At 70.4% G+C, this 17,504-nt stretch carries 25 protein-coding genes; 4 read left to right on the forward strand and 21 right to left on the reverse strand.

Annotated elements, in window-relative coordinates:
• Positions 1 to 28 precede the first annotated feature (28 nt).
• Both ACYQ8Q_RS37080 and ACYQ8Q_RS37085 read left to right on the forward strand, forming a co-directional pair.
• Positions 29 to 583 (forward strand): flavoprotein, encoded by a 555-nt coding sequence (locus ACYQ8Q_RS37080; RefSeq protein WP_460071053.1) that lies wholly within the window; start codon positions 29 to 31, stop codon positions 581 to 583.
• 77 nt (positions 584 to 660) lie between these two features.
• A complete protein-coding gene (locus ACYQ8Q_RS37085) occupies positions 661 to 798 on the forward strand; it encodes a hypothetical protein (protein WP_460071054.1) in 138 nt (45 codons plus the stop codon).
• Positions 799 to 1,082: 284 nt separating this feature from the next.
• Here ACYQ8Q_RS37085 and ACYQ8Q_RS37090 read toward each other — a convergent pair whose 3' ends face one another.
• Entirely contained in the window at positions 1,083 to 1,679 is a 597-nt protein-coding gene (locus ACYQ8Q_RS37090) for a collagen-like protein (protein ID WP_460071055.1), read from the reverse strand.
• The gene (locus ACYQ8Q_RS37095) at positions 1,676 to 2,023 is read right to left on the reverse strand and encodes a hypothetical protein (RefSeq protein WP_460071056.1); all 348 of its coding nucleotides are present in this window, start codon (positions 2,021 to 2,023) and stop codon (positions 1,676 to 1,678) included. Before ACYQ8Q_RS37095 ends, ACYQ8Q_RS37090 begins: the two co-directional genes overlap by 4 nt.
• Positions 2,024 to 2,205: 182 nt before the next feature.
• Between ACYQ8Q_RS37095 and ACYQ8Q_RS37100 the strand changes: the two genes are divergently transcribed.
• Together ACYQ8Q_RS37100 and ACYQ8Q_RS37105 are read left to right on the forward strand one after the other, a co-directional pair.
• On the forward strand, positions 2,206 to 2,406 hold the full coding sequence (locus tag ACYQ8Q_RS37100; RefSeq protein ID WP_460071057.1) for a winged helix-turn-helix transcriptional regulator: 201 nt from the start codon (positions 2,206 to 2,208) through the stop codon (positions 2,404 to 2,406).
• An 8-nt stretch (positions 2,407 to 2,414) separates the two neighbouring features.
• Positions 2,415 to 2,804 (forward strand): WhiB family transcriptional regulator, encoded by a 390-nt coding sequence (locus ACYQ8Q_RS37105; RefSeq protein WP_460071058.1) that lies wholly within the window; start codon positions 2,415 to 2,417, stop codon positions 2,802 to 2,804.
• Here the strand turns inward: ACYQ8Q_RS37105 and ACYQ8Q_RS37110 are convergent.
• The 19 genes from ACYQ8Q_RS37110 to ACYQ8Q_RS37200 are packed head-to-tail and all read right to left on the reverse strand — an operon-like array spanning position 2,776 to position 17,504.
• A complete protein-coding gene (locus tag ACYQ8Q_RS37110) occupies positions 2,776 to 3,858 on the reverse strand; it encodes a glycosyltransferase family protein (protein WP_460071059.1) in 1,083 nt (360 codons plus the stop codon). The genes ACYQ8Q_RS37105 and ACYQ8Q_RS37110 overlap by 29 nt on opposite strands.
• Positions 3,855 to 4,112 carry a hypothetical protein gene (locus ACYQ8Q_RS37115; protein ID WP_460071060.1) on the reverse strand — a complete coding sequence of 86 codons (258 nt, stop codon included), beginning with the start codon at positions 4,110 to 4,112 and terminating at the stop codon, positions 3,855 to 3,857. Before ACYQ8Q_RS37115 ends, ACYQ8Q_RS37110 begins: the two co-directional genes overlap by 4 nt.
• Positions 4,109 to 4,306, reverse strand: coding sequence for a hypothetical protein (locus tag ACYQ8Q_RS37120; RefSeq protein WP_460071061.1), 198 nt, complete (start codon positions 4,304 to 4,306; stop codon positions 4,109 to 4,111). The genes ACYQ8Q_RS37115 and ACYQ8Q_RS37120 overlap by 4 nt, the downstream gene beginning before the upstream one ends.
• A gap of 3 nt (positions 4,307 to 4,309) precedes the next feature.
• Positions 4,310 to 5,257: a hypothetical protein gene (locus ACYQ8Q_RS37125; protein ID WP_460071062.1), complete on the reverse strand. Its 948-nt coding sequence runs from the start codon at positions 5,255 to 5,257 to the stop codon at positions 4,310 to 4,312.
• A gap of 2 nt (positions 5,258 to 5,259) precedes the next feature.
• A complete protein-coding gene (locus tag ACYQ8Q_RS37130) occupies positions 5,260 to 5,817 on the reverse strand; it encodes a hypothetical protein (RefSeq protein ID WP_460071063.1) in 558 nt (185 codons plus the stop codon).
• A gap of 8 nt (positions 5,818 to 5,825) precedes the next feature.
• Positions 5,826 to 6,368, reverse strand: a complete 543-nt coding sequence (locus ACYQ8Q_RS37135) for a hypothetical protein (RefSeq protein ID WP_460071064.1) — start codon at positions 6,366 to 6,368, stop codon at positions 5,826 to 5,828.
• Positions 6,369 to 6,370: 2 nt separating this feature from the next.
• The gene (locus tag ACYQ8Q_RS37140; protein WP_460071065.1) at positions 6,371 to 6,715 is read right to left on the reverse strand and encodes a hypothetical protein; all 345 of its coding nucleotides are present in this window, start codon (positions 6,713 to 6,715) and stop codon (positions 6,371 to 6,373) included.
• A gap of 13 nt (positions 6,716 to 6,728) precedes the next feature.
• Positions 6,729 to 7,604 (reverse strand): hypothetical protein, encoded by an 876-nt coding sequence (locus ACYQ8Q_RS37145; protein ID WP_460071066.1) that lies wholly within the window; start codon positions 7,602 to 7,604, stop codon positions 6,729 to 6,731.
• An 8-nt stretch (positions 7,605 to 7,612) separates the two neighbouring features.
• Positions 7,613 to 8,227 carry a hypothetical protein gene (locus ACYQ8Q_RS37150; protein WP_460071067.1) on the reverse strand — a complete coding sequence of 205 codons (615 nt, stop codon included), beginning with the start codon at positions 8,225 to 8,227 and terminating at the stop codon, positions 7,613 to 7,615.
• Positions 8,224 to 9,006, reverse strand: coding sequence for a hypothetical protein (locus ACYQ8Q_RS37155; RefSeq protein ID WP_460071068.1), 783 nt, complete (start codon positions 9,004 to 9,006; stop codon positions 8,224 to 8,226). The genes ACYQ8Q_RS37150 and ACYQ8Q_RS37155 overlap by 4 nt, the downstream gene beginning before the upstream one ends.
• Positions 9,003 to 12,554 carry a phage tail protein gene (locus tag ACYQ8Q_RS37160; RefSeq protein WP_460071069.1) on the reverse strand — a complete coding sequence of 1,184 codons (3,552 nt, stop codon included), beginning with the start codon at positions 12,552 to 12,554 and terminating at the stop codon, positions 9,003 to 9,005. The genes ACYQ8Q_RS37155 and ACYQ8Q_RS37160 overlap by 4 nt, the downstream gene beginning before the upstream one ends.
• Positions 12,551 to 12,760 (reverse strand): hypothetical protein, encoded by a 210-nt coding sequence (locus tag ACYQ8Q_RS37165; protein WP_460071070.1) that lies wholly within the window; start codon positions 12,758 to 12,760, stop codon positions 12,551 to 12,553. The genes ACYQ8Q_RS37160 and ACYQ8Q_RS37165 overlap by 4 nt, the downstream gene beginning before the upstream one ends.
• 17 nt (positions 12,761 to 12,777) lie before the next feature.
• On the reverse strand, positions 12,778 to 13,248 hold the full coding sequence (locus ACYQ8Q_RS37170; protein ID WP_460071071.1) for a hypothetical protein: 471 nt from the start codon (positions 13,246 to 13,248) through the stop codon (positions 12,778 to 12,780).
• Between the two features lie 43 nt (positions 13,249 to 13,291).
• Positions 13,292 to 13,684, reverse strand: coding sequence for a hypothetical protein (locus ACYQ8Q_RS37175; protein ID WP_460071072.1), 393 nt, complete (start codon positions 13,682 to 13,684; stop codon positions 13,292 to 13,294).
• Between the two features lie 2 nt (positions 13,685 to 13,686).
• Positions 13,687 to 14,193 (reverse strand): hypothetical protein, encoded by a 507-nt coding sequence (locus ACYQ8Q_RS37180; protein ID WP_460071073.1) that lies wholly within the window; start codon positions 14,191 to 14,193, stop codon positions 13,687 to 13,689.
• A 2-nt stretch (positions 14,194 to 14,195) separates the two neighbouring features.
• Positions 14,196 to 15,032, reverse strand: a complete 837-nt coding sequence (locus ACYQ8Q_RS37185; RefSeq protein WP_460071074.1) for a hypothetical protein — start codon at positions 15,030 to 15,032, stop codon at positions 14,196 to 14,198.
• Between the two features lie 14 nt (positions 15,033 to 15,046).
• The gene (locus ACYQ8Q_RS37190; RefSeq protein ID WP_460071075.1) at positions 15,047 to 15,913 is read right to left on the reverse strand and encodes a hypothetical protein; all 867 of its coding nucleotides are present in this window, start codon (positions 15,911 to 15,913) and stop codon (positions 15,047 to 15,049) included.
• A 25-nt stretch (positions 15,914 to 15,938) separates the two neighbouring features.
• Positions 15,939 to 16,616: a hypothetical protein gene (locus ACYQ8Q_RS37195; protein WP_460071076.1), complete on the reverse strand. Its 678-nt coding sequence runs from the start codon at positions 16,614 to 16,616 to the stop codon at positions 15,939 to 15,941.
• Positions 16,617 to 16,628: 12 nt separating this feature from the next.
• Complete coding sequence (locus ACYQ8Q_RS37200) at positions 16,629 to 17,504, reverse strand: hypothetical protein (protein WP_460071077.1); 876 nt, start codon at positions 17,502 to 17,504, stop codon at positions 16,629 to 16,631.

Below are 17,504 nucleotides of genomic sequence, written 5' to 3' on the forward strand. Positions count from 1 at the left end.
GGGGTCACCCCACGGTGGGATGGGGATCATGACGCGGACCCTGTACCTCTTCGGCTCGGCAGCACCTCCCGTCTTCGACATTGTGCGGGTGATCGAGGATGCTCAGCGGCGCGGCTTCGACGTGTGCCTCGGCCTGACGCCGACTGCGGCCCGCTGGCTGGAGGGCAACCTGGGCGAGCTCAGCACGCTCACCGGGTATCCGGTGCGGTCGGGGTACAAGTTGCCGTGGGAGCCGGACGTGTGGCCGAAGGCCGATGTGATCGCGTTCGCGCCGGCCACCTTCAACTCGGTCAACGCGTGGGCGCTCGGACTGACCCGGGACTTCGTGATCGGGGTCGTTGCTGAGGGCGTCGGCAAGGGGATCCCGATGGTGACCATGCCGTGCGTGAACGCGGCCTACGTGCAGCACCAGCAGTTCGAGCGGAGCATCGCCGAGCTCCGGGAGATGGGCGTCGAAGTCCTCTACGGCGAAGGTGGGTTCGTGCCCAACCAGCCGGGCCAGGGGAAGCCGAAGGAGTACCCGTGGCATCTGGTCCTGGACGCGGCGGAGCGGGCGGCAAGTCGACGCAATTCGGGTGAGTGATTCGGGCCCCGGATCTCTAGACTGATGGCATGCCCCCAACCTCCTCGTTCCCTGGTTCCGTGCGTTCTGCTGCGGTGGTGAATGCGACGATCCGGGCGATCGCGGTACGGGCTGGGAGCCGGGAGTGGACGCACGCCGAGCGGGCGTTGTACCGCGAACTCGTGGATGAGTGGGTGGAGGCTCAGCGGGCGGAGGAGACGGGAGTTGCGGCGTGATCACTTTGCGGATGCCCGCCTACTGAAAACCCTTGTTGCTTCCGCGCTGTAGCGGAAGTGATGAACCCGCAGGTCAGCAGCAATTTGCGGAGATGCACAACATGGTCCGGGCAGCCGTGTGCCTCCCGTGGGGAGCCGGGAGGTACGGCGGGCCCCGCCAGGAAGAGCGCCCAGCAGGGCCCAACGAGGGGAAGCCACCCGGGGGGTGGTGACTCCCACACCCCCACCATGCACCACAATCCGGCCAGCCGGATAGATCATGGCCGAAAGTATTTCCCCGCAGGTCAGGCGTACTGCTTGCGCTGCGGATCCAGCGCCAGCGCCTGCGGCGACTTCTCCCCGCCGTCTTCGCCGGAGCCGCCGCCATCCCGACGGCACACCAGCGCGTCCGGGTCGTATGCCGGAGCCTGCAAGCTGTACCCGTCCGGACATGCCGGCCCCGCCGGGCCTTCGTTGCCGCGCGGCCCTTGCTCGCCCTGGGGGCCCGTCGCGCCGCGCTCGCCCTGCGGCCCGGTCGCACCCACTGCGCCCGGCTGCCCCGTAGCGCCCGGGGTCCCCGACACGCCGTCCGTCCCGTCCCTGCCTGGCGCACCCGACGGTCCCGATGGACCGGTCGGCCCCGGAACTCCCTGCGCCCCGGGCGGCCCCGTCACCGACGTCCCGGGCTCCCCCTTCGGACCGGCCACCGGCTTCCCGCCCAGCTCCCGCACCTGCGCCGCGAGCGCGTCCCGGTCCTCGACCGCGGTGTGCAGGTCCCGCGACAGGCCCTGCACCCACAGGGCCAGGAGTGCCAGGCACGCGATTCCGGCGAACAGGAACAGCCCGAACACGACGTCCTTGCGGCGCTGCTGCTGGCGCCAGTTCGCGTGCCCTGCGCTCATGTCCCGGCTCCCCGGCTGGTGAGGTAGAGGGTCAGCAACAGCATGATGACGGGGGCAACGAGCGCGGAGAAGGCGAGGCGCCTGTCGGCCGCCCGGCGGTCGGCGGCTTTCTGTTCAGCTTCCTGCTTCTCCCGCTTCTCCTTGTCCCGTGCCTCCTCGATCGCTTTGACCCGTTCGTTGGTCAGCCGCTCCCGCTCCAAGACTGCGGCCTGCTCGTACTGGTAGCGCTCGATGGATACCTTGCTGTCGAGCCGTCCGGCGACGTCGCGGAAGTCTTCCTTGAGGTCTTGGTGGACGGCCTCGAGGCGGCGCACGACTTCGCCGAGTGTCGGCTCATCAGGCATGCGCGGCTCCTTGCGGGCGGTGTCTCCGTTCGGAGTCTGGCAGTCGTGGCGGCATATGCCTTCCGGGATGACGGCGTGGCAGGGCATCACGCGCATACTGGTATTCAGCCGACCGGCCAAGTGAATGCGAGTTCGTCATGCAGGAGACAGCCCGGCGCCCCGGCCGTCCGAGAGATCCCCGCGTGCAGGCGCGGGACGAGGCGGTCTACCGGCTCATCGCCTCTGGGACCTGCTCGCGCAGTGAGCTCGCGGCCGCGACCGGCCTGGACCGGCCCACCATCGCCCTCAGCGTCCAGCGGCTGAAGAAGCAGGGCCGGATCCGCACCTGCGCGGTCGGCGGCGCGATCGTCTGGTCCGTCGCCGACAACACGCCCTGCCCGTAGGGGGCGTTATGGAAAGCGTCGAGTTCTTCTCTGCCGAGGACGTCGCCTGGCAGGCTGATGCGCCGTGCGCGACTGCGGACTTCGACTTCGTGCCCGACGTCGAGACCGACGAAGGGCTGACCACAGCGCAGCAGTGGTGCCGCACCTGCGACGCGCGCCCCACCTGCCTGGCCTGGGCCATGCTCCACGGCGCCGAGGGCTACTGGGGCGGCACGAGCACCTACCAGCGCAACCAGCTGCGGCGCGTGCGCACCCGGGCCAAGTGCCCGCTGTGCCAGTCCACCAGCCTCGTGTACGCCGACCCGCACGAACTCTGCCTCGCCTGCGGGGCCTCGTGGATCCGGGACGTGCGTGAGGAACCGATCGCCGCTACACCGCTACCGCAGCCCGCGGCGTAGCCTGCTGCATCTCGTACGCCCGGCCCCACGCCTCGGCCCACCGCCACGAGTTCCGGCGGAGCCGGAGCTGCTCGGCCACCGCGCGCCCCGCCTCCGACATCTCGGCCCGCAACGCCACCGACTCCCGCAGCCTCCTCAACTCCCGGTACCAGCCGCGCGCCCGGTCCGTCAGCACGCCGGCGCCCATCGCGTGCAGCCGTGCATACTCGGCCCGCGGGGACGCCACCCACGGCACGCCGGCCGCCGACATCTCGAGCGGCTTCAGCCACGACTTCGCCGCGTTGAACCGGGTGTCGGCCAGCGGGGCGATGCCGATCCCCAGCGAGGAGACCGCAGTCGGCCACTGCTCGATCGGCACGCCACCGCCGGGCGGGTCCGCTGGCAGCCCGAACGCCCGGCCCGCGCCGGTCGAGTCGCCGCGCATGACGAACTCGGCGCCCTCCTCGACGAGCCGTGCGATCGCGCCGCCGAGCGCCTCGGGGTCGTTCGGGTGGGAGTGGTAGGAGCCGGGCCAGCCGATGATGTCGGAGTCCTGGCGGGGCAGCCCGTAGTAGTGGTCGGGCAGGTAGTTGGGCAGCAGGTGCCCGCGGCCGTGCCGGGCGTACACGTCGAGCAGGGCCGGGGTGGACACGGTGACGAGGGTGGCGTCCCTGCAGGCGGCTGCGAGGTTGCGCCAGGAGTGCCGGTTCACACCGCCGGCCGCCATGCGGCGCCCCTCGTTGCCCGGGTGGTGCATGGCCCACGCCGGGTTGGAGGGGTGGATGGAAGAGAGGTCGTCGTCCACGTCGACCACCACGGCGATGCCCTTGGAGCGGAGGATGCTGACGGTCTGGGCCATGTAGGCGTGGGTGACGCGCTGCATGACGATGACGTCGATGTGCTCGTTGAGGAGGACATCGCGGACGGTGTCGCCCTCCATGACGAGCTGCATCCGGCGGCGCTCCGGTGCGACCACGGTGACGTCGTGGCCTGCGGCGGCGCAGTACTCGCCGGGCCAGGTCATGCGGAACGCTCCGCAGCCGAAGCGGTCGGCCGGGTAGACGACGACCTTCACTCGCTGTCCGCCTTCCTGGCGCGGCGCGCGGCCGGCCGTGTCTCCGGGCTCACGTCCGTCGGCGTCTTGGCCAGCGCGTCGAGCCGGTTGGTGAGGCTCTTCACCGAGGCCCACAGGCTCACGACTTCCTTCTCCAGTGCGGCCACCCGGTCCGCGTCGGCGCTGTCGGCGGGGGCGGCCGGGCTGGAGCCGAGGGCTGCGGCGACTTCCTCGCGGGCGACGGAGCGGATGCGTCCGTCGAGGGGGCTGCTCATGCGCTGGTGTCCTCTCCGGTCGAGGGCTTCCGGTTGGGCACCACCCAGGTGAGGCCGAGCGCGCCGAGCACAGAGGCGACGGCGGTGAGGCCTTCCTGCGTGGTGATCGTGTTGTCCGCCAGCGCGGTTCCCAACGATGCGGCCCCGGCGGCGAGTCCGGCGACGATCGCCTTCCAGTACTTCGACACCTTCATGGGTCAGCCCTCCTTGCCCGTCACGTCGACCGTGACCTTCACGACCGCGTCCTTGATCGCCGTCTGCACCGCCGCGACCACGGTGGCCGTGTCCACGCCCGTGCCGACGAGCTCAGCCAGCTTCGCGATCGCGGCCGTCTGCGCGGCCTCCGCCGCCGTGTTCGCCCGCACCCGCGTCTGGATGTCCCGCAGGACGCTGGCCGCCTGCCACGTCGGGTTCGTCTTGATGTCCGGCGCGTCCGTCGGCGCCGCCATTGCGTCCGTCTTCCAGACGGCGTTGTAGATGTCCTGAGCGGTCATCCCCGCCATGGGGTCCTCCTCGATGTCCGTGCCCTTAGCGAGGGCGATGAGCCGGTTGAAGTCGATGGCGCCGGGGTCGCCGTGGACGTTCTCCGGGACGTGCATGTGGCCGCACACGCCCTTGAAGGCGTTCCACTCGGCGAACGTCATGCGCTGGCCGCCGCCGCTTCCGTACGACGACGGGTACGCCGGCCAGGACTCCGGGCCGGTCAGCGGCACGCCGTGGTTCGCGTGCACCCAGGACAGGAAAGCCGCCACATCGCGCAGCGCCCAGTCCGGCGCCTCCGGCCAGTAGATGTGCGCGGTGCCGGCCGCCAGCCACTTCTTGTGGGTGGCCGGGTCGCAGGTGCCGACGAGTTCGACCTGGACGACGTTGAGGGTGTTCGTCTGCACGCCGCCCGACAGGTTGACGAGGGCCCGGCTGGAGCGGTCGATGTCGAAGTGCTGGTACCAGCGCAGTCGCTTGGCGGCGAAGTCCGGGACCGCGGTGAGGTTCGGCGCCACCGCGCCTCCGTTGTACGACGGAAGCGTGGGGCCTTCCGTGGTGTGGAGGACGGTGACGTTGACCTCCATGAGGTCGCTGTCGAAGTCGTCCTGGTACCAGGCGGTGAGGCTCGCGCCGGGGTATTTCTGTGGTCCAGTGCCAGCCATGGTCAGGCCTCCGTGGGGGTGTAGCGGCGGACGGTGAGATGGCCGTACTCCGAGTCGACCGTCACGGTGTCGCCGGAGACGGCAGCAGTGGAGTGCGCGTCAGCGCGCAGGACGACGGTGACGCGATGGCCGGCTGGCCAGTCCGCGGGGATCTGCCAGACGGTGTCGATCGCCAGCGGCATGTGGTGCCGAGGCGGGGGGACGTTGTCGCCGTCCTTCGGGGAGATCTGTGTCCAGGGCCCGGCGCTGCCGAGGCCGCTGTCGACGTCGTACACCCACAGGTGCCAGCCGATCCCGACGACGTAGCCGGTGTCGTTGGTGATCCGCGCCCAGGCGGAGACGTCGATGGTGTCTCCTGCCGCGACCGGTACGACCTGGCGGAGCATCGTCCGGGGGGTGTCCGGTGACGCGTCCACCGGCAGGGTGGTGGCGACGACCTGGTCCGTGGCTGTGAGGCTGGACAGGGAGAGCGGCGGCGTGGTGATGGACGCTGCCGGGAGGGTTCCGCAGCCGGTGAGCGCCAGCAGTACGGTGACGCAGGCTGCGCGGAGTTTCAGCACGGGGCTCCTCACAGCGGGATGACGCAGATCTCGCGGAACTGGAACGAGCCGGTTCCGCCGCCGACCCGGTACTTCATGGTGAAGGTGTTGGATCCGCCGGTCAGGCCGGTGTGCAGGCCGATGTAGGTGGACCGGTTGAACTCGCCGGTTCCGTTGGTCTCGTGCCACAGGGCGCGGCTGTCGTCGGCGGAGAAGGTCGTGGCGCCGGAGATGTCGTATCCGACGACGCCCGGCTGGGTGGCCGTGCTGTTGTTGATGCGGGCGGTGATGGCCACGAAGGCGCGGTTGCCCAGGGTCACGGTCACGGAGGGCCCAGATGATCCGGCGAGGTCGCCGTAGCTGGTGGAGGTCGTGGTGTCGGAGGTGTCCGACCTGGCGGTGGTCGGGGTGCGCTGGGCGATCGAGTTGGCGCCCGAGGTGACGATCAGTGAGCCGGTGCCGGTGGCCTTCGCCGGGGCGGTCTCGTTGAGGTTGTCGCGGACGTGCGTGTTGAACTGCGCTGCGGTGAACACCGTGTTGGCGACCGCGGTCATCGGTGCTGTCCAGGTCACGTCTACACCCCCATCGAAGGTTCGGCCTCATAGTGCCGCTGTTCCGCGCGGAGCTCTTCCGGCGTCTGCCCGTGCGGCAACGCGAGCCGGACCGCCTCATCGTGGCCGGGCGGGTACCAGTTCCTCGTGACGGGGACCGGGCGTTCCAGCAGTGCTTCCCAGATGCCGTCCGCGTCCGGCGGCCACTCGATCTCGGCGACCTGCTTGCAGCCGCCTTCGCCGCCGCAGTGGAACGTCGCCTGCCCCGGCTGCAGGCGCATGGCGTTCGCGCAGTAGCGGCGCGGGCAGTCGGCGATCCACCGCCCGTGGTTGACCCGCGCCCGCGCGAGCGTAACGATCAGATTCACCGCGCACCTCTCCTCATGTGCCGAGCTCGTTGGTGTCGAACGTCGACTGGCTGTCCCAGATCCACACGGTGGCCGGGTCGTCCGCGACGATCGGGTCGAAGTAGCCGTCGTCGAAGCCGGAGCCGGTCCGGTCGAACGTGAAGGGGTTGTCGTTGGGGGCCTCCCCCTCCTTCTCGCAGCCCAGGACCAGGGCGTGGATGGGAGGCCGGTCAGGGTTGATCCGGACGATGGTGTGGTCGAGCTGCTCGATGAAGAAGTCACTGTTGAGGCCGAGTTCGTCGTTGCGGATGGTGATCCGGTCCGACAGCGTCCGGGTGAAGATCTGCTGCAGGTGCAGTTCGTCCGCGGCCACGATCCGCATCGACACGATCGGCCGGCGGAACGCGTACTGGCCGACCACGGTCTTCGCGACGGCGTCGACGTCGTTGGCGGTGGCCAGCGGGATGTCCTGCGGGTAGGTGCGCAGTCCGTTGACGGTGATCGAGGCGGGGTCCTGCTCGCGGACCTGGACGGTGCGGGAGACGGGGACGGAGCGGGCGCGCAGCCGCATGGACAGGACGGTGGCGGTGCCGCCGGTGGAGGTGACGCGGATGATGGTGGACTGGCCGGAGGTGCGGGTCATGGTGGCGGTGATGACTCCGGCGCCGGAGTAGAGGATGTCGGGGTCGTCTCCGGTGGTGGTCGGCTCGACCGCGTCGAGGAACGGATCGGAGGCGACGGCCTTGATCTCCAGGGTCTGGCCGATGAGGACCGTGAACGGGCTCTCGGTGCTCCACACGGTGGACACGTCGACGTCCTTGACGCGTACGCCGACGTCCTGGGCGACGTCGTTGACGATGTCGCGCCAGCCGTGCTGGTACTCGAACGGGTCGGTGTACGTGTACGTCATGACACCCCCTAGGCGGCTACGGCCCAGGTGGACACGCCCGTGGACGTGTTGCTGGACATGGTGATCGACGAGGGCAGCGACGTCTGACCGGTGGCGCCGATCGCGTGCCGCAGGTTCGCGCCGGTGGTGTTCGCGTTGAACGTGGTCTGCAGCCCCGGCGAGGACGCGCCGGTGGGCGGCGTGGTGCCGACCGACAGGATGGCGACGTAGTAGTAGGCGGACGTCGTGATGGACAGCGGGGCCGTGAGCGCGGGCAGCTTGAAGCCGGTAGACGTCCAGCTGGAGGCCTGGTCCGCCGTGACCGCGAGCCGGGTCCCGGCCGCGCTGTAGAGGCCCATCAGCGACTGGCCGGCTGTGAGCGTGGATCCGGCGGTGGTGATGGTCCAGCCGAGGTTGCTGACGGTCGACCCGGCGGCGATCCACAGCTTGTGCAGGTACACCGTGCCCGAGGCGAGGATGTTGGTGGAGCTCGCGTGCTCGGAGTCGTACCCCCAGGCGACGAGCAGCTGGTCGGCCGGCTTGGAGCCCGCACGTGCCACGGACGAGGTGGTGTCCAGGGACTGCAGGGCCGTATTGAGGACGGTTCCCCAGCCGGATTGCCCGATCGTGGGCACGGTGATCATGCGGGTCCTCCTCCGTAGGCGCAGTCTCCGTAGCCGCCCTCGCCGTATCCGGCGATGTCGCAGCACTGGCTGCCGGTGGGTGTGGTGGCGAAGGTGGCCTGCGAGGTCACCGAGGTGGAGCGGAGCAGGCGGTGGTGGCGGTCGCGGAAGGTGAAGGTGCCGTCGGGTGCGACGTAGACGATGGCCGGCGGGCCTTCGGCCTGGACGGCGTCTTGCAGCGCGTCGAAGGCGGTGGTGCCCTCGGCCCACCAGTACTGGGTGAAGGACGCGCCTGAGTCGAGGTCGCGGCCGCCGGTCCATCCGGCTTCGGTGAGGATGGTGTCGATGATCTGGCCGGTGCGCAGTCCCTCGTACAGGGCGGTGGAGATCTTGATGCCCTGGAAGGAGGCGAGGCCGTCGAGGGCGGTGAAGTCGACGCTGCGGTTGGAGCGGTCGGCGTGGACGGTGAAGTCGTTCAACCGCCCGTAGAACAGCGGGTACGTCACGCCGGCGCGGGTGGCCCGGAAGCGGATCTCGCGGCCCGGCTCCAGGTCGCCGAAGAGGGCGCTGTTCGCGTTCTCCGGGGAGAACAGGCGGGTCACGTTGCACACCGAGAACCCGGCGGATCCGACGCGGCCCGGGGACAGCTGGCGGCTCTGGTCGCGGCCGTAGGAGATGGTGATGCCGCGTTCCAGGACGTCTTCGGTGACGTCGTCGTGGGCGTCGTCGAAGTCGCTGTCGGCCGCCCAGTCCACGGCGATCTGGTAGGCGGCGCCGGTCACGCACGGGGACCACGTCATGCGGCGACCCCCCGGGGCAGGCGCCCCTGCAGACGCAGCCGGTCCATGGCCCGCGTCAGCCAGTCCTCGGCCTCACGCTGCGAGCCGAGGACTCCGCGGTTCTCCAGATGGAAGTGATTGACGAACGTCGTCGACGTTGGCCTGCTACTCGCCCGGGTCAGGCCGACCATGGAGCCGATCGAGTCCGCGCCCGCGTCCGTGACCGACCCGGCAACGGTCCGGACCGTCGCCTGCACGCCGGCCTTCTCCTTCAGCAGCCCCTCGGCCAGGCCGCGCGCGGTGTTGGCGCCGATCTCCGCGAACACCCGCGACGGCGACTTGATGCCGAGCGCCTTCTTGATCGCGCCCTGGATCGACTTCGCGATGTCGAGCATCAGCGCCTCGATGCTCTTCTTCTGCGCTTTCAGCCCCGTCAGGAACCCATCCCCGGCCTTCTTCCCGGCGTCGAACAGGGCGTCCGCACCCAGGCGGCCGAGGTTCTGGCTCGCGTTCACGACGTTGGCCTGCATCTTGTTGAGCTGCTTGATGTAGGCGGGCGACTGCTTCGCCAGAGTGTCCGCGAGCTGGGCGCCCTGCTCGACGCCGAGGTCGAGGATCTGCTGGATGAGGTCCTTGCGCAGGCCGAGCTTCTTCAGCTGGCTGACGTCGGAGGTGAAGGCCTTGATGGCGATGGCGGCGTTGCCGAGGTTCTGCTTGAGGTTCCCGGCGGTGAGCGGGTCGGAGCCGAGGACGTTCTGCAGGGAGAACCCGGACGCAGTGGACGTGGCGAGGTCGGTGGCGAACTTCTGTGCCTGAGCGATCCGCGCGGACAGCTTGTCGCGCTCGTCGGCGAGGGACTGCAGCCGCTTGTTCCCGGACTGGATCAGGTTGACGAGCCGGTCGTCGACCTTGCTGCCGGTGCCCTTGAACGCCTTGACGACGGCGGCGGCCATCCGGTCGGCAGTCTGGTCGATCTTTGATTTGGTGCTGGTCAGGCCGTTGATGAAGCCCTGGCCGACGTTGCGGCCGATCTCCGCGAACACCTTCGACGGCGATGCGATCCCCAGCAGGTTCTTCGCTGCCGACACGGCGCTGCCGACGACGTCCTTCGCGGCCGCCACCAAGGCGCCGGCCATGCTGCGGATACCGCCGATCATGCCCCGGATCAGGTCCGCGCCGGCCGAAGCAAGGCGGCCGCCAAGGCCTCCGAGCGCGGCCGCGGCCCGGCCGGGCATCTCCCGCACTGCGGCCACCGCGCTGGCGACCTTCTCCCGGATCGCCGCCACCAGCGACGCGCCCGCCGACGCCGCCTGCCCCCGCAGCGCCCCGGCCAGAGCCCCCAGTGCCCCGGCCGCCCGGCCCGGCAGCCCGCGCACCCAGTTGACGGCTTCGGCGACCTTCGCCTGCAGCGTGCTCACCAGCGCGCTGCCTGCCTCGACGGCGCGCGCCACGATCCGGGAGGCGAGCCCGGCGAGGGCGCTGAACACCATGCCGGGCAGGCGGCCGAACCAGCTCACGATGCCGTTGACGAGGTCGGGGATGATGCTGTTCCCGATGAGGACGTTGTAGAGCCAGGTGAAGCGTTCGACGATGCTGCGGACGATGGAGGCGACGACGTTGTAGATGTTCGTCAGCGTGGTGGTGAAGTGGGTGGCGACGCCGCTGACCAGGGATTTAAGGGAGTTCCAGGCTGCGGTGAAATCGCCGCGCAGCAGGTTGGACACGAGCTGCAGGGTGGGGATGATCAGGTTGGTGAGGGTGGAGGCGAGCTGGCTGGCCAGGGTGTTGGCGAGCGATGCGACGAGTCCGATGATCGGCTGGAGCGCGGGGAGCAGCCCGCCGAGGAGCTGGGTCGTCAGCTGGGCCATGACAGCGATCAGCGGGGCGGCGGCGGCCAGGAGCAGGCCGGCGCTCTGGCCGAGGCTGATCAGGGCGGGGCTGACCTGGACGAGGAGGTCGCCGAAGAGCTGGATGGCGGCGATGAGCTGGTTGGCGAGGAGGTCGGCGAGGGGCTGGATGATGCCCGGGAGCTGCGCCAGGACGGGTGCGAGCGTGGCCTGCAGCACCGAGGAGACCTGGGCGACGACGGGGGCGAGGGCCTCGAAGATCCGCCGGATGGCGGCCAGCAGGGGGGTGAGTGCGGGCAGGAGCGCTGCCGCCAGTTGCCCGACGACGGGCAGGAGCGGGGCGAGGCTGGTGACGAGCGCCCCGACGGCGGCTGCCGCCTGCAGCAGGACCGGGCCGAGCGCGGTGATGATCGGTTCGAGTCCGGCGCCCAGCGCGGTGATCAGGGTCTGGGCGGGTGGTCCGAGCGCACTGAGGACGGGGGCAATTGCGGCCAGGGCCTGACCGACGAGCGGCCCGACGGTGCGGGCCAGGGTGCCCATCACCTGCGCCAGCGAGCTGATCGCGGTCTGGAAGGCCTGTGTGCCGGTGGCGTTCTTCAGCGCACCAGTGATCTGTACCAGCATGCCGATCAGGCCGCCGCCCGCGGCCTGGACGGGGGCCATGATGTTGCCGAGAGTGGAGAACACGTTCGCGGCGACGGTGCCGAGATCCTTCAGCAGACCGATCGCCGTATCCACGGCGCTCGTCAGCGCCCCGGACTCGAACGCCTTCGATAGCCTGTCGCCGATCCGTGCGGCCGCCCCGGCCGCGCCGGCCGTGAGCCGGCCGAACGCCGGAGTGCCCGCAGCGGCGAGCTGGCCGAGCGCGGTGACGACCTGACCGGGGATTGTCCGCAGGTTGGCGAGGCCCTTGTTGGCGCCGGCCATGGCGGTTCCGAGGGTGCCGCTGGTGGCGAGTTGACGAGCTGCTCCGCTCGCGCCGAGTGCCATCTTGTTCAGGGTGTCGGCGGTGGCGTTCAGGTTGGTGCGCACCAGGGGAAGCACGGTGCTGGACAGGCCCTTGAGTTCGTCGGCGAACCCGGCGAACACCCGGTTCTGGACGCCCTGCTGGAACTTCTGGAACGCGGGCTGCAGGGCGCGGATCTGCTCGGCGAAAGCGCGGGCGTTCGGGGCGAGCTTCTTCAGCGCCTCATCAAACTTCTTCGCCCCGGCCTCGGAGGTGTCGAACGCGGCGGTGACCGCGTCCTCGACGCCGACCATGCTGAGCTTGATGGCGGCCGAGGCTTGTGTGACGGCCAGCATCCCGGTGACCGCGACCGCGCCGGCGGGGGCGATGTTCTCCAGCGTGGTGACGATCCCCGCGAGCAGCGGGGCGGCGGTTCCGGCTGCCGCCCCGATGGCGCCGAGGCCGAGGCCGACGCGGCCGAGTACGCCGCCCGCGGCGGTCGCGGCGTTGGTGATGGTCCGCAGGGTGTGGCCGAAGCGGTTGCCTCGGTCGTCGGCGTTGGTGAGCGCGGTGGTGAGGGTGTTGCCGCCGGTGGCCGCGTTGGTGAGGGTGCGGTTGATGGCCGCACTCTCGGAGACGAACCGGCCGCGTACGTCCCGCATTCGGCCTTGGGCGTCGCGGGAGAACTGGTTGAGGGCGCGCAGTGCCGGATCGGTGTCGCCGTCGACCCGGATGGTTGCGTTGCCGACGAGGTCGTCACCGGCGGGAGTGCTCACGTGAGGGTCACCCCCATCGAGGCGAGGAAGGACTGGGATGCGTCCTCAGCGCCGTCCCACCACCACGGGGCCTTCGGGTCGCGCGGTTCGGGCTTGGCGTACTCGGTGCGGGGTGTGGTCCAGTCGCGCACGCCGAGCTCCCCGTCGAACCGTCGTCGGGCCCGGTCGGGGGTTTCGTTCTCTCCGACGTTGAGGCGCTGCACCATCTCGGCGTAGATCCAGTTCAGGAAGCGGTCGGCTGAAAGGTCGCCGGGATCGATGCCTGCGGCGGCGGCGCGTCCGTCGAGCTCGTGCCAGATTCCGGGCTGGGCGGCCCATCCGACGAGGGCGAGGACGGCTCGGTAGGGCGCAGGCCGTAGGCCTCCAGGAGCCAGGTGATGACGTCGGACGCCTGCTCCAGTTCGATGGGCTGCGCGAGGTCGTCGAGGCGCTTGTTGAAGCGGGCGGCCGACTCGGGGAGGAGCACCATGGCGAGGACGTCGATGAAGATGCCGAGCTGCTGGTCGACGCTCGTCTTCTCGATGTCGGAGAAGCGGGAGGCGAACCGGGCGAGCGTGTTGCCGGGCAGCGCGGCGGCGGCTTCGAACAGGTCGTCGTCGATGCGGAAGAGGAGGCGGTCGCGCTTGCGGGTGAAGTCGCGGATGGGCGCGGACTCCGTGGGTACCGGGGCGTGGGTGTGGGTGGGCTCGGTCATGGTGGGGACGGTAGGCACCACCCCGTCATGATCATTCCGGAGGTCAGAGAGCCGCCCGCAGCGCTTGGCGCAGGAAGTCGTTCGGCTTCGTACCCGGGTGCATGACCAGCCGGGCGTACACGACCTGGCCGCCGACCGTGAACCGCAGCACGCCGCCCTCCCTCCGGGGCCGGATGACGTGCGGGCGCGTCCCCCCGATCACGTACAGGGCAGCCGGATGCCGGACGTTGATGACGCCCTGGAACTCGCCGCCCGGCCCGGGGCGGATCTGCGCACGGATCGTGCTGCCCATCCGGCCCGGCGCCCGGCGGATCGCCTCCGCCTCGACCCGCCGCACCCGGCGCTCCATGTTCCGGTACACCATGCCCCCCGGCAGGCGCAGCATCCGCAGGATCCGCCCACGGTCCAGGCTGAAGCTGGTGGAGACGGTGAACACGGTCAGTTCCTGCCCAGCGCCACGTACGCGCGGAGCTCGTTGCCGACGCAGCCGCCCGCCGGTCCCTGTGAGGTCAGCGGACGCAGCATGAAGTCGGCGATCTCCCGGGCCGCGTTCATCTCGCACAGCTTCACCGACACCGCGGCCAGCATCTCGTACGCGTCGCGCAGCACCTCCTGCGCGGAGGCGGCCAGCTCGGCGGTCGACGGCGGGTTCGCCATGTCGTCGGGGTTGGGGGCGCAGCGGATCACCTGGATGACGAACTCACCCACCTCGTACGGCGCGTCGCACGCGTTACCGATGCGGCGGGCGAGCTGGTCGGGGAACGTCTCGGTGAGGAACACCTGCGCCACCGAGACGGCCAGCAGCCCGCAGTCGCAGGCGTCCCAGGCGATCGCCCCCGGCACCACGCTGTGCCGGGCCGGCTTCTCCGTCAGCTCGGCGTACACCACCTGCTCCAGCGTGGAAGCGACGGTGTACCACTTCAGCTCACCGCTGATCATCGGCATCGTCAGGTCCCCGTCCTGCGGACCTGCGGCCGGTCCACCGAGTACACGCGCGACCGCTGCCGCAGCCCATACGGGTTCCACGCCGCGACGAACATGTCCACCAGGTACAGGCCAGTGCGGCCCTGCCGGAACAGCTCCCCCACATCCGGATAGGAGATGGTCACGCCCTGCCGCACCAACTGCTGCAGCCCGGCCGGAAGCTTGCAGTCCCCGCCGTCAGCGGCCTTCGCGATCTCGCACGCGAGCTGGCCCATGGCCAGCGCCGCGCCTTCGGGGAGGGCCTCGCCGTAGGTCGCGCGGACCGACCACGTTCCGGCCTCGGTGTCTTCCTTCGACAGGTCGTTGCAGCGCGGCCAGGTCCCGCCGTCGGTGCGCACCAGCAGGCGGTGGTTGTCGACGCGGTAGGCGCCGGACGCCATCGGGGTCCCGTCGATGAGGACTTCGACGATCGAGTTCACCGGCGCCGGCAGCAGAACCTCGGACACAGTGCTGCAGGAGCAGCCGCCGTGGCAGGAGCCGCACGTGAGGTTGAACCACAGGCCGCCGATGAGGGCGGGCTGCGGGTAGGAGCGGCCGCCTTCCCACGGTGGGCCGAAGTCGTCGAAGAAGCGGCCGTCGTCGCACGAGCGGGCGCACGGCCGCAGGGTGATCTCGCAGGTCCCGAACCGCATCCCGGTGAGCGCCCACAGCGTCTCGGTCGCCATGCTGACGGCGGCGCCGGTGACGGCCGGGTTGAGGGTGGACACCTCGCAGGTCCAGGTGACGGGCCAGTCGGCGCACGGCCCGGTGGTGCCGCCGGTGCCGCTGGGGGTGCTGACGATGGGGTTGATGACGGGCACCGGGCTGCTCCTTCCTAGGCGGTGGTCTGGTCGTCGATGAGCCCGACGGTGTCGAGGGCCTGGAGGAACGAGGCCAGCGCCGCGTTGCCTGCGCGGGAGCCGGTGACGGCCTGCCGGGCGACCGGGGTGGCGCCGAGGAAGCCGAGCATCGCCTGCCCCGCGTTGGGGGCCGCGCGCATCACTTCGATGCCGTTGGCCGAGTCGGTCAGCAGGAGATCCTGGGATCCGCTGATCTGCTGCCACGCCCACCGGTCGACTCCGGCGGTGCGCCACACGTAGGCGCCGAAGTTGGCGGTGCCGCCGCGGTCGACCGCGTTGATGCCGGTGCCGCTGGAGTCGACGATCAGCTGGCCGTCGACGATGGTAAGGCTGGCCCCGGAGATGTCGACGGGACCCACGTAGTGGGCGCCCGCAAGGAACGCGGTGCCCTGCTCGATGGCGGCCACGCGGGCGAGGGCATCCTGCACCCACATGTCCAGGTTGGCGACCTGCCCGGACAGGGTGGTGACGGTTCCGGTGAGCGTGTTGACGACGACGATCGTGGCGAACTTGCCGTCGGCGTACGCCCGGTCGGCGTGCGGGTCGGCGGCGCCGGTGTGGTTGGTGATGTCCTGCTGCGTTGCCGTCTGCGCAGCCGACCCGACGGCGATCTCGAAGGCTTCGCTGTCGATGTGGACCCAGTAGCGGCCTTCCTCCGCCCAGAACTCCAGCACCCCGCCGGCCGAGGTGCTGACGGGGTTGGCGAGCGGCACGGTTCCGCCGGCGTCGGACCACAGCGTGGCGAGGGTGTTCGTGTTGTGCTGGAACACCCTCGCCGGGACGCTCGCGGCGAGCGTGCCGGTGGGGAACCAGTAGGTGTCGCTGTACTGGGCCAGCGCCATCGGTACCCCCTCCGGGCGGGTGGTGCTACGGGACCAGCGTGGTCGGGTTGCAGGCGGCCGTCGGCGGTGCGGTCGTGGTCACGTTCCACACCCAGTGCTCGTCGGTGTCGACGAACGCCCCGGACGGCAGGTAGTCGTCGCCGACGAGGGTGTCCCACGTCGAGGCGGCGCCCTGGGTCTCCGAGGTGAACTCGAAGGTGGAGCGGCCGTTCTCGATGGTGTAGTTGCCGATCTGGGTGGCGCCCACGTTCGGCCAGGCGTGGTAGATGTACCGCTGGTTCCCGGACGCGTCGCACGCCCCCGACCCGGCGACTTCCTGCCACACCTCCAGGCTGAAGCGGTTGGTGGGGTTGCCCTCGGCGACAGCGAAGCCGGTGCCCGTGGTCGGGCTGCCGGCGGTGAGTTCGCGGGCGCTGATGACGTAGGCGATCGCCGAGACGTTCATCTCGCACATCTGGATGGTGAGGCCCATCCGCTTCAGGGTGGGGTCGTCCTTCTGGTTCACGCACGGGTCACCCGACGCGGTCCGCTCGAAGAACTCCTCGCCGTCCTCATAGTCCGGCTCCATCTCCACCTGCACGAACCCGGAGCTGACGGCGACCAGCCCCGACGCTCCGGTGACCGGGACGCCGCAGGCGTTGAGGGCGATGATCCGAAGGTGCGTGCCCTTGATGGGAGTCGCGCACGTGGAAACTGTGGCCATGGGTCTTTCTCCCTATTCGGTGGGCACGCCGAGGACGATGTGCGCGGCCAGGTGGCAGCATTCGAAGCCGATGAGGTAGTTCCGCTCGGCCAGCATCTGCAGGCTGTTCGACGACCGGTTCAGCGAGTCGCGGACCTGCGAGACGAACACGTCGGACCGGTAGCCCCACGCCGCACCGGTGGCGTAGACCCACGTCGTGCCCGCGGCCGGCGCGCTGCCGTCCGGGCCGGTGCCGGTGTAGCCGCCGCCGGCCACGATCCGGTTCCCGCCCGGTGTGAACAGGCCCCCGCTGGTTTCGGTGACCAGGTTCCACGCGGCCAGCGTCGCCAGCGCCTGGCGGGGCACGTGGATGAGGCCCTGGCCGGAGTAGCAGTCGGCGAGTTCCTGCTCGAGCAGGCCGAGTGCGTGTGCCACGTCCGCGCCGGTGACGACGGGGGTGGCGACGGTTTGCAGGACGACGTCGCCGTCGAGCTGCTCGGCGTTCGCGGCCAGGTGGGGGAAGACCACGGCCTGCCCGCCCGCGGCGCCGGTCCAGAACGCCGTCTCTACCTGTTGCTGCTCCACGCGGGCGAGGGCGTCCTGCGCCGCCGTCTGCGCGTCACCAAGGCCGACGGGCGAGCAGTCGAAGCGGGCGTACACCGTGAACGGTGTCGCCCCGCGGAACTGCTGCTCGACGTTGTCGGTCTTCGCGGGCGGTTCGGGCGGCGCGCCGGTGCCGGTGACCGACAGGCACTCGTCGTAGGTGGTGTCGCCGATCGGGCAGCGCTCCGTCCAGGTGACGCCCTGCTGCCAGTGCACTCCATCGGGGCTGGGGGTCTGGAGGGAGTCCCACAGCCCGAACGGCAGGGTGGTGAACACCGTGGGCAGGTCGATGAGCTGACGCGCCAT

It is taken from the genome of Streptomyces sp. YKOK-I1 (assembly GCF_054660435.1).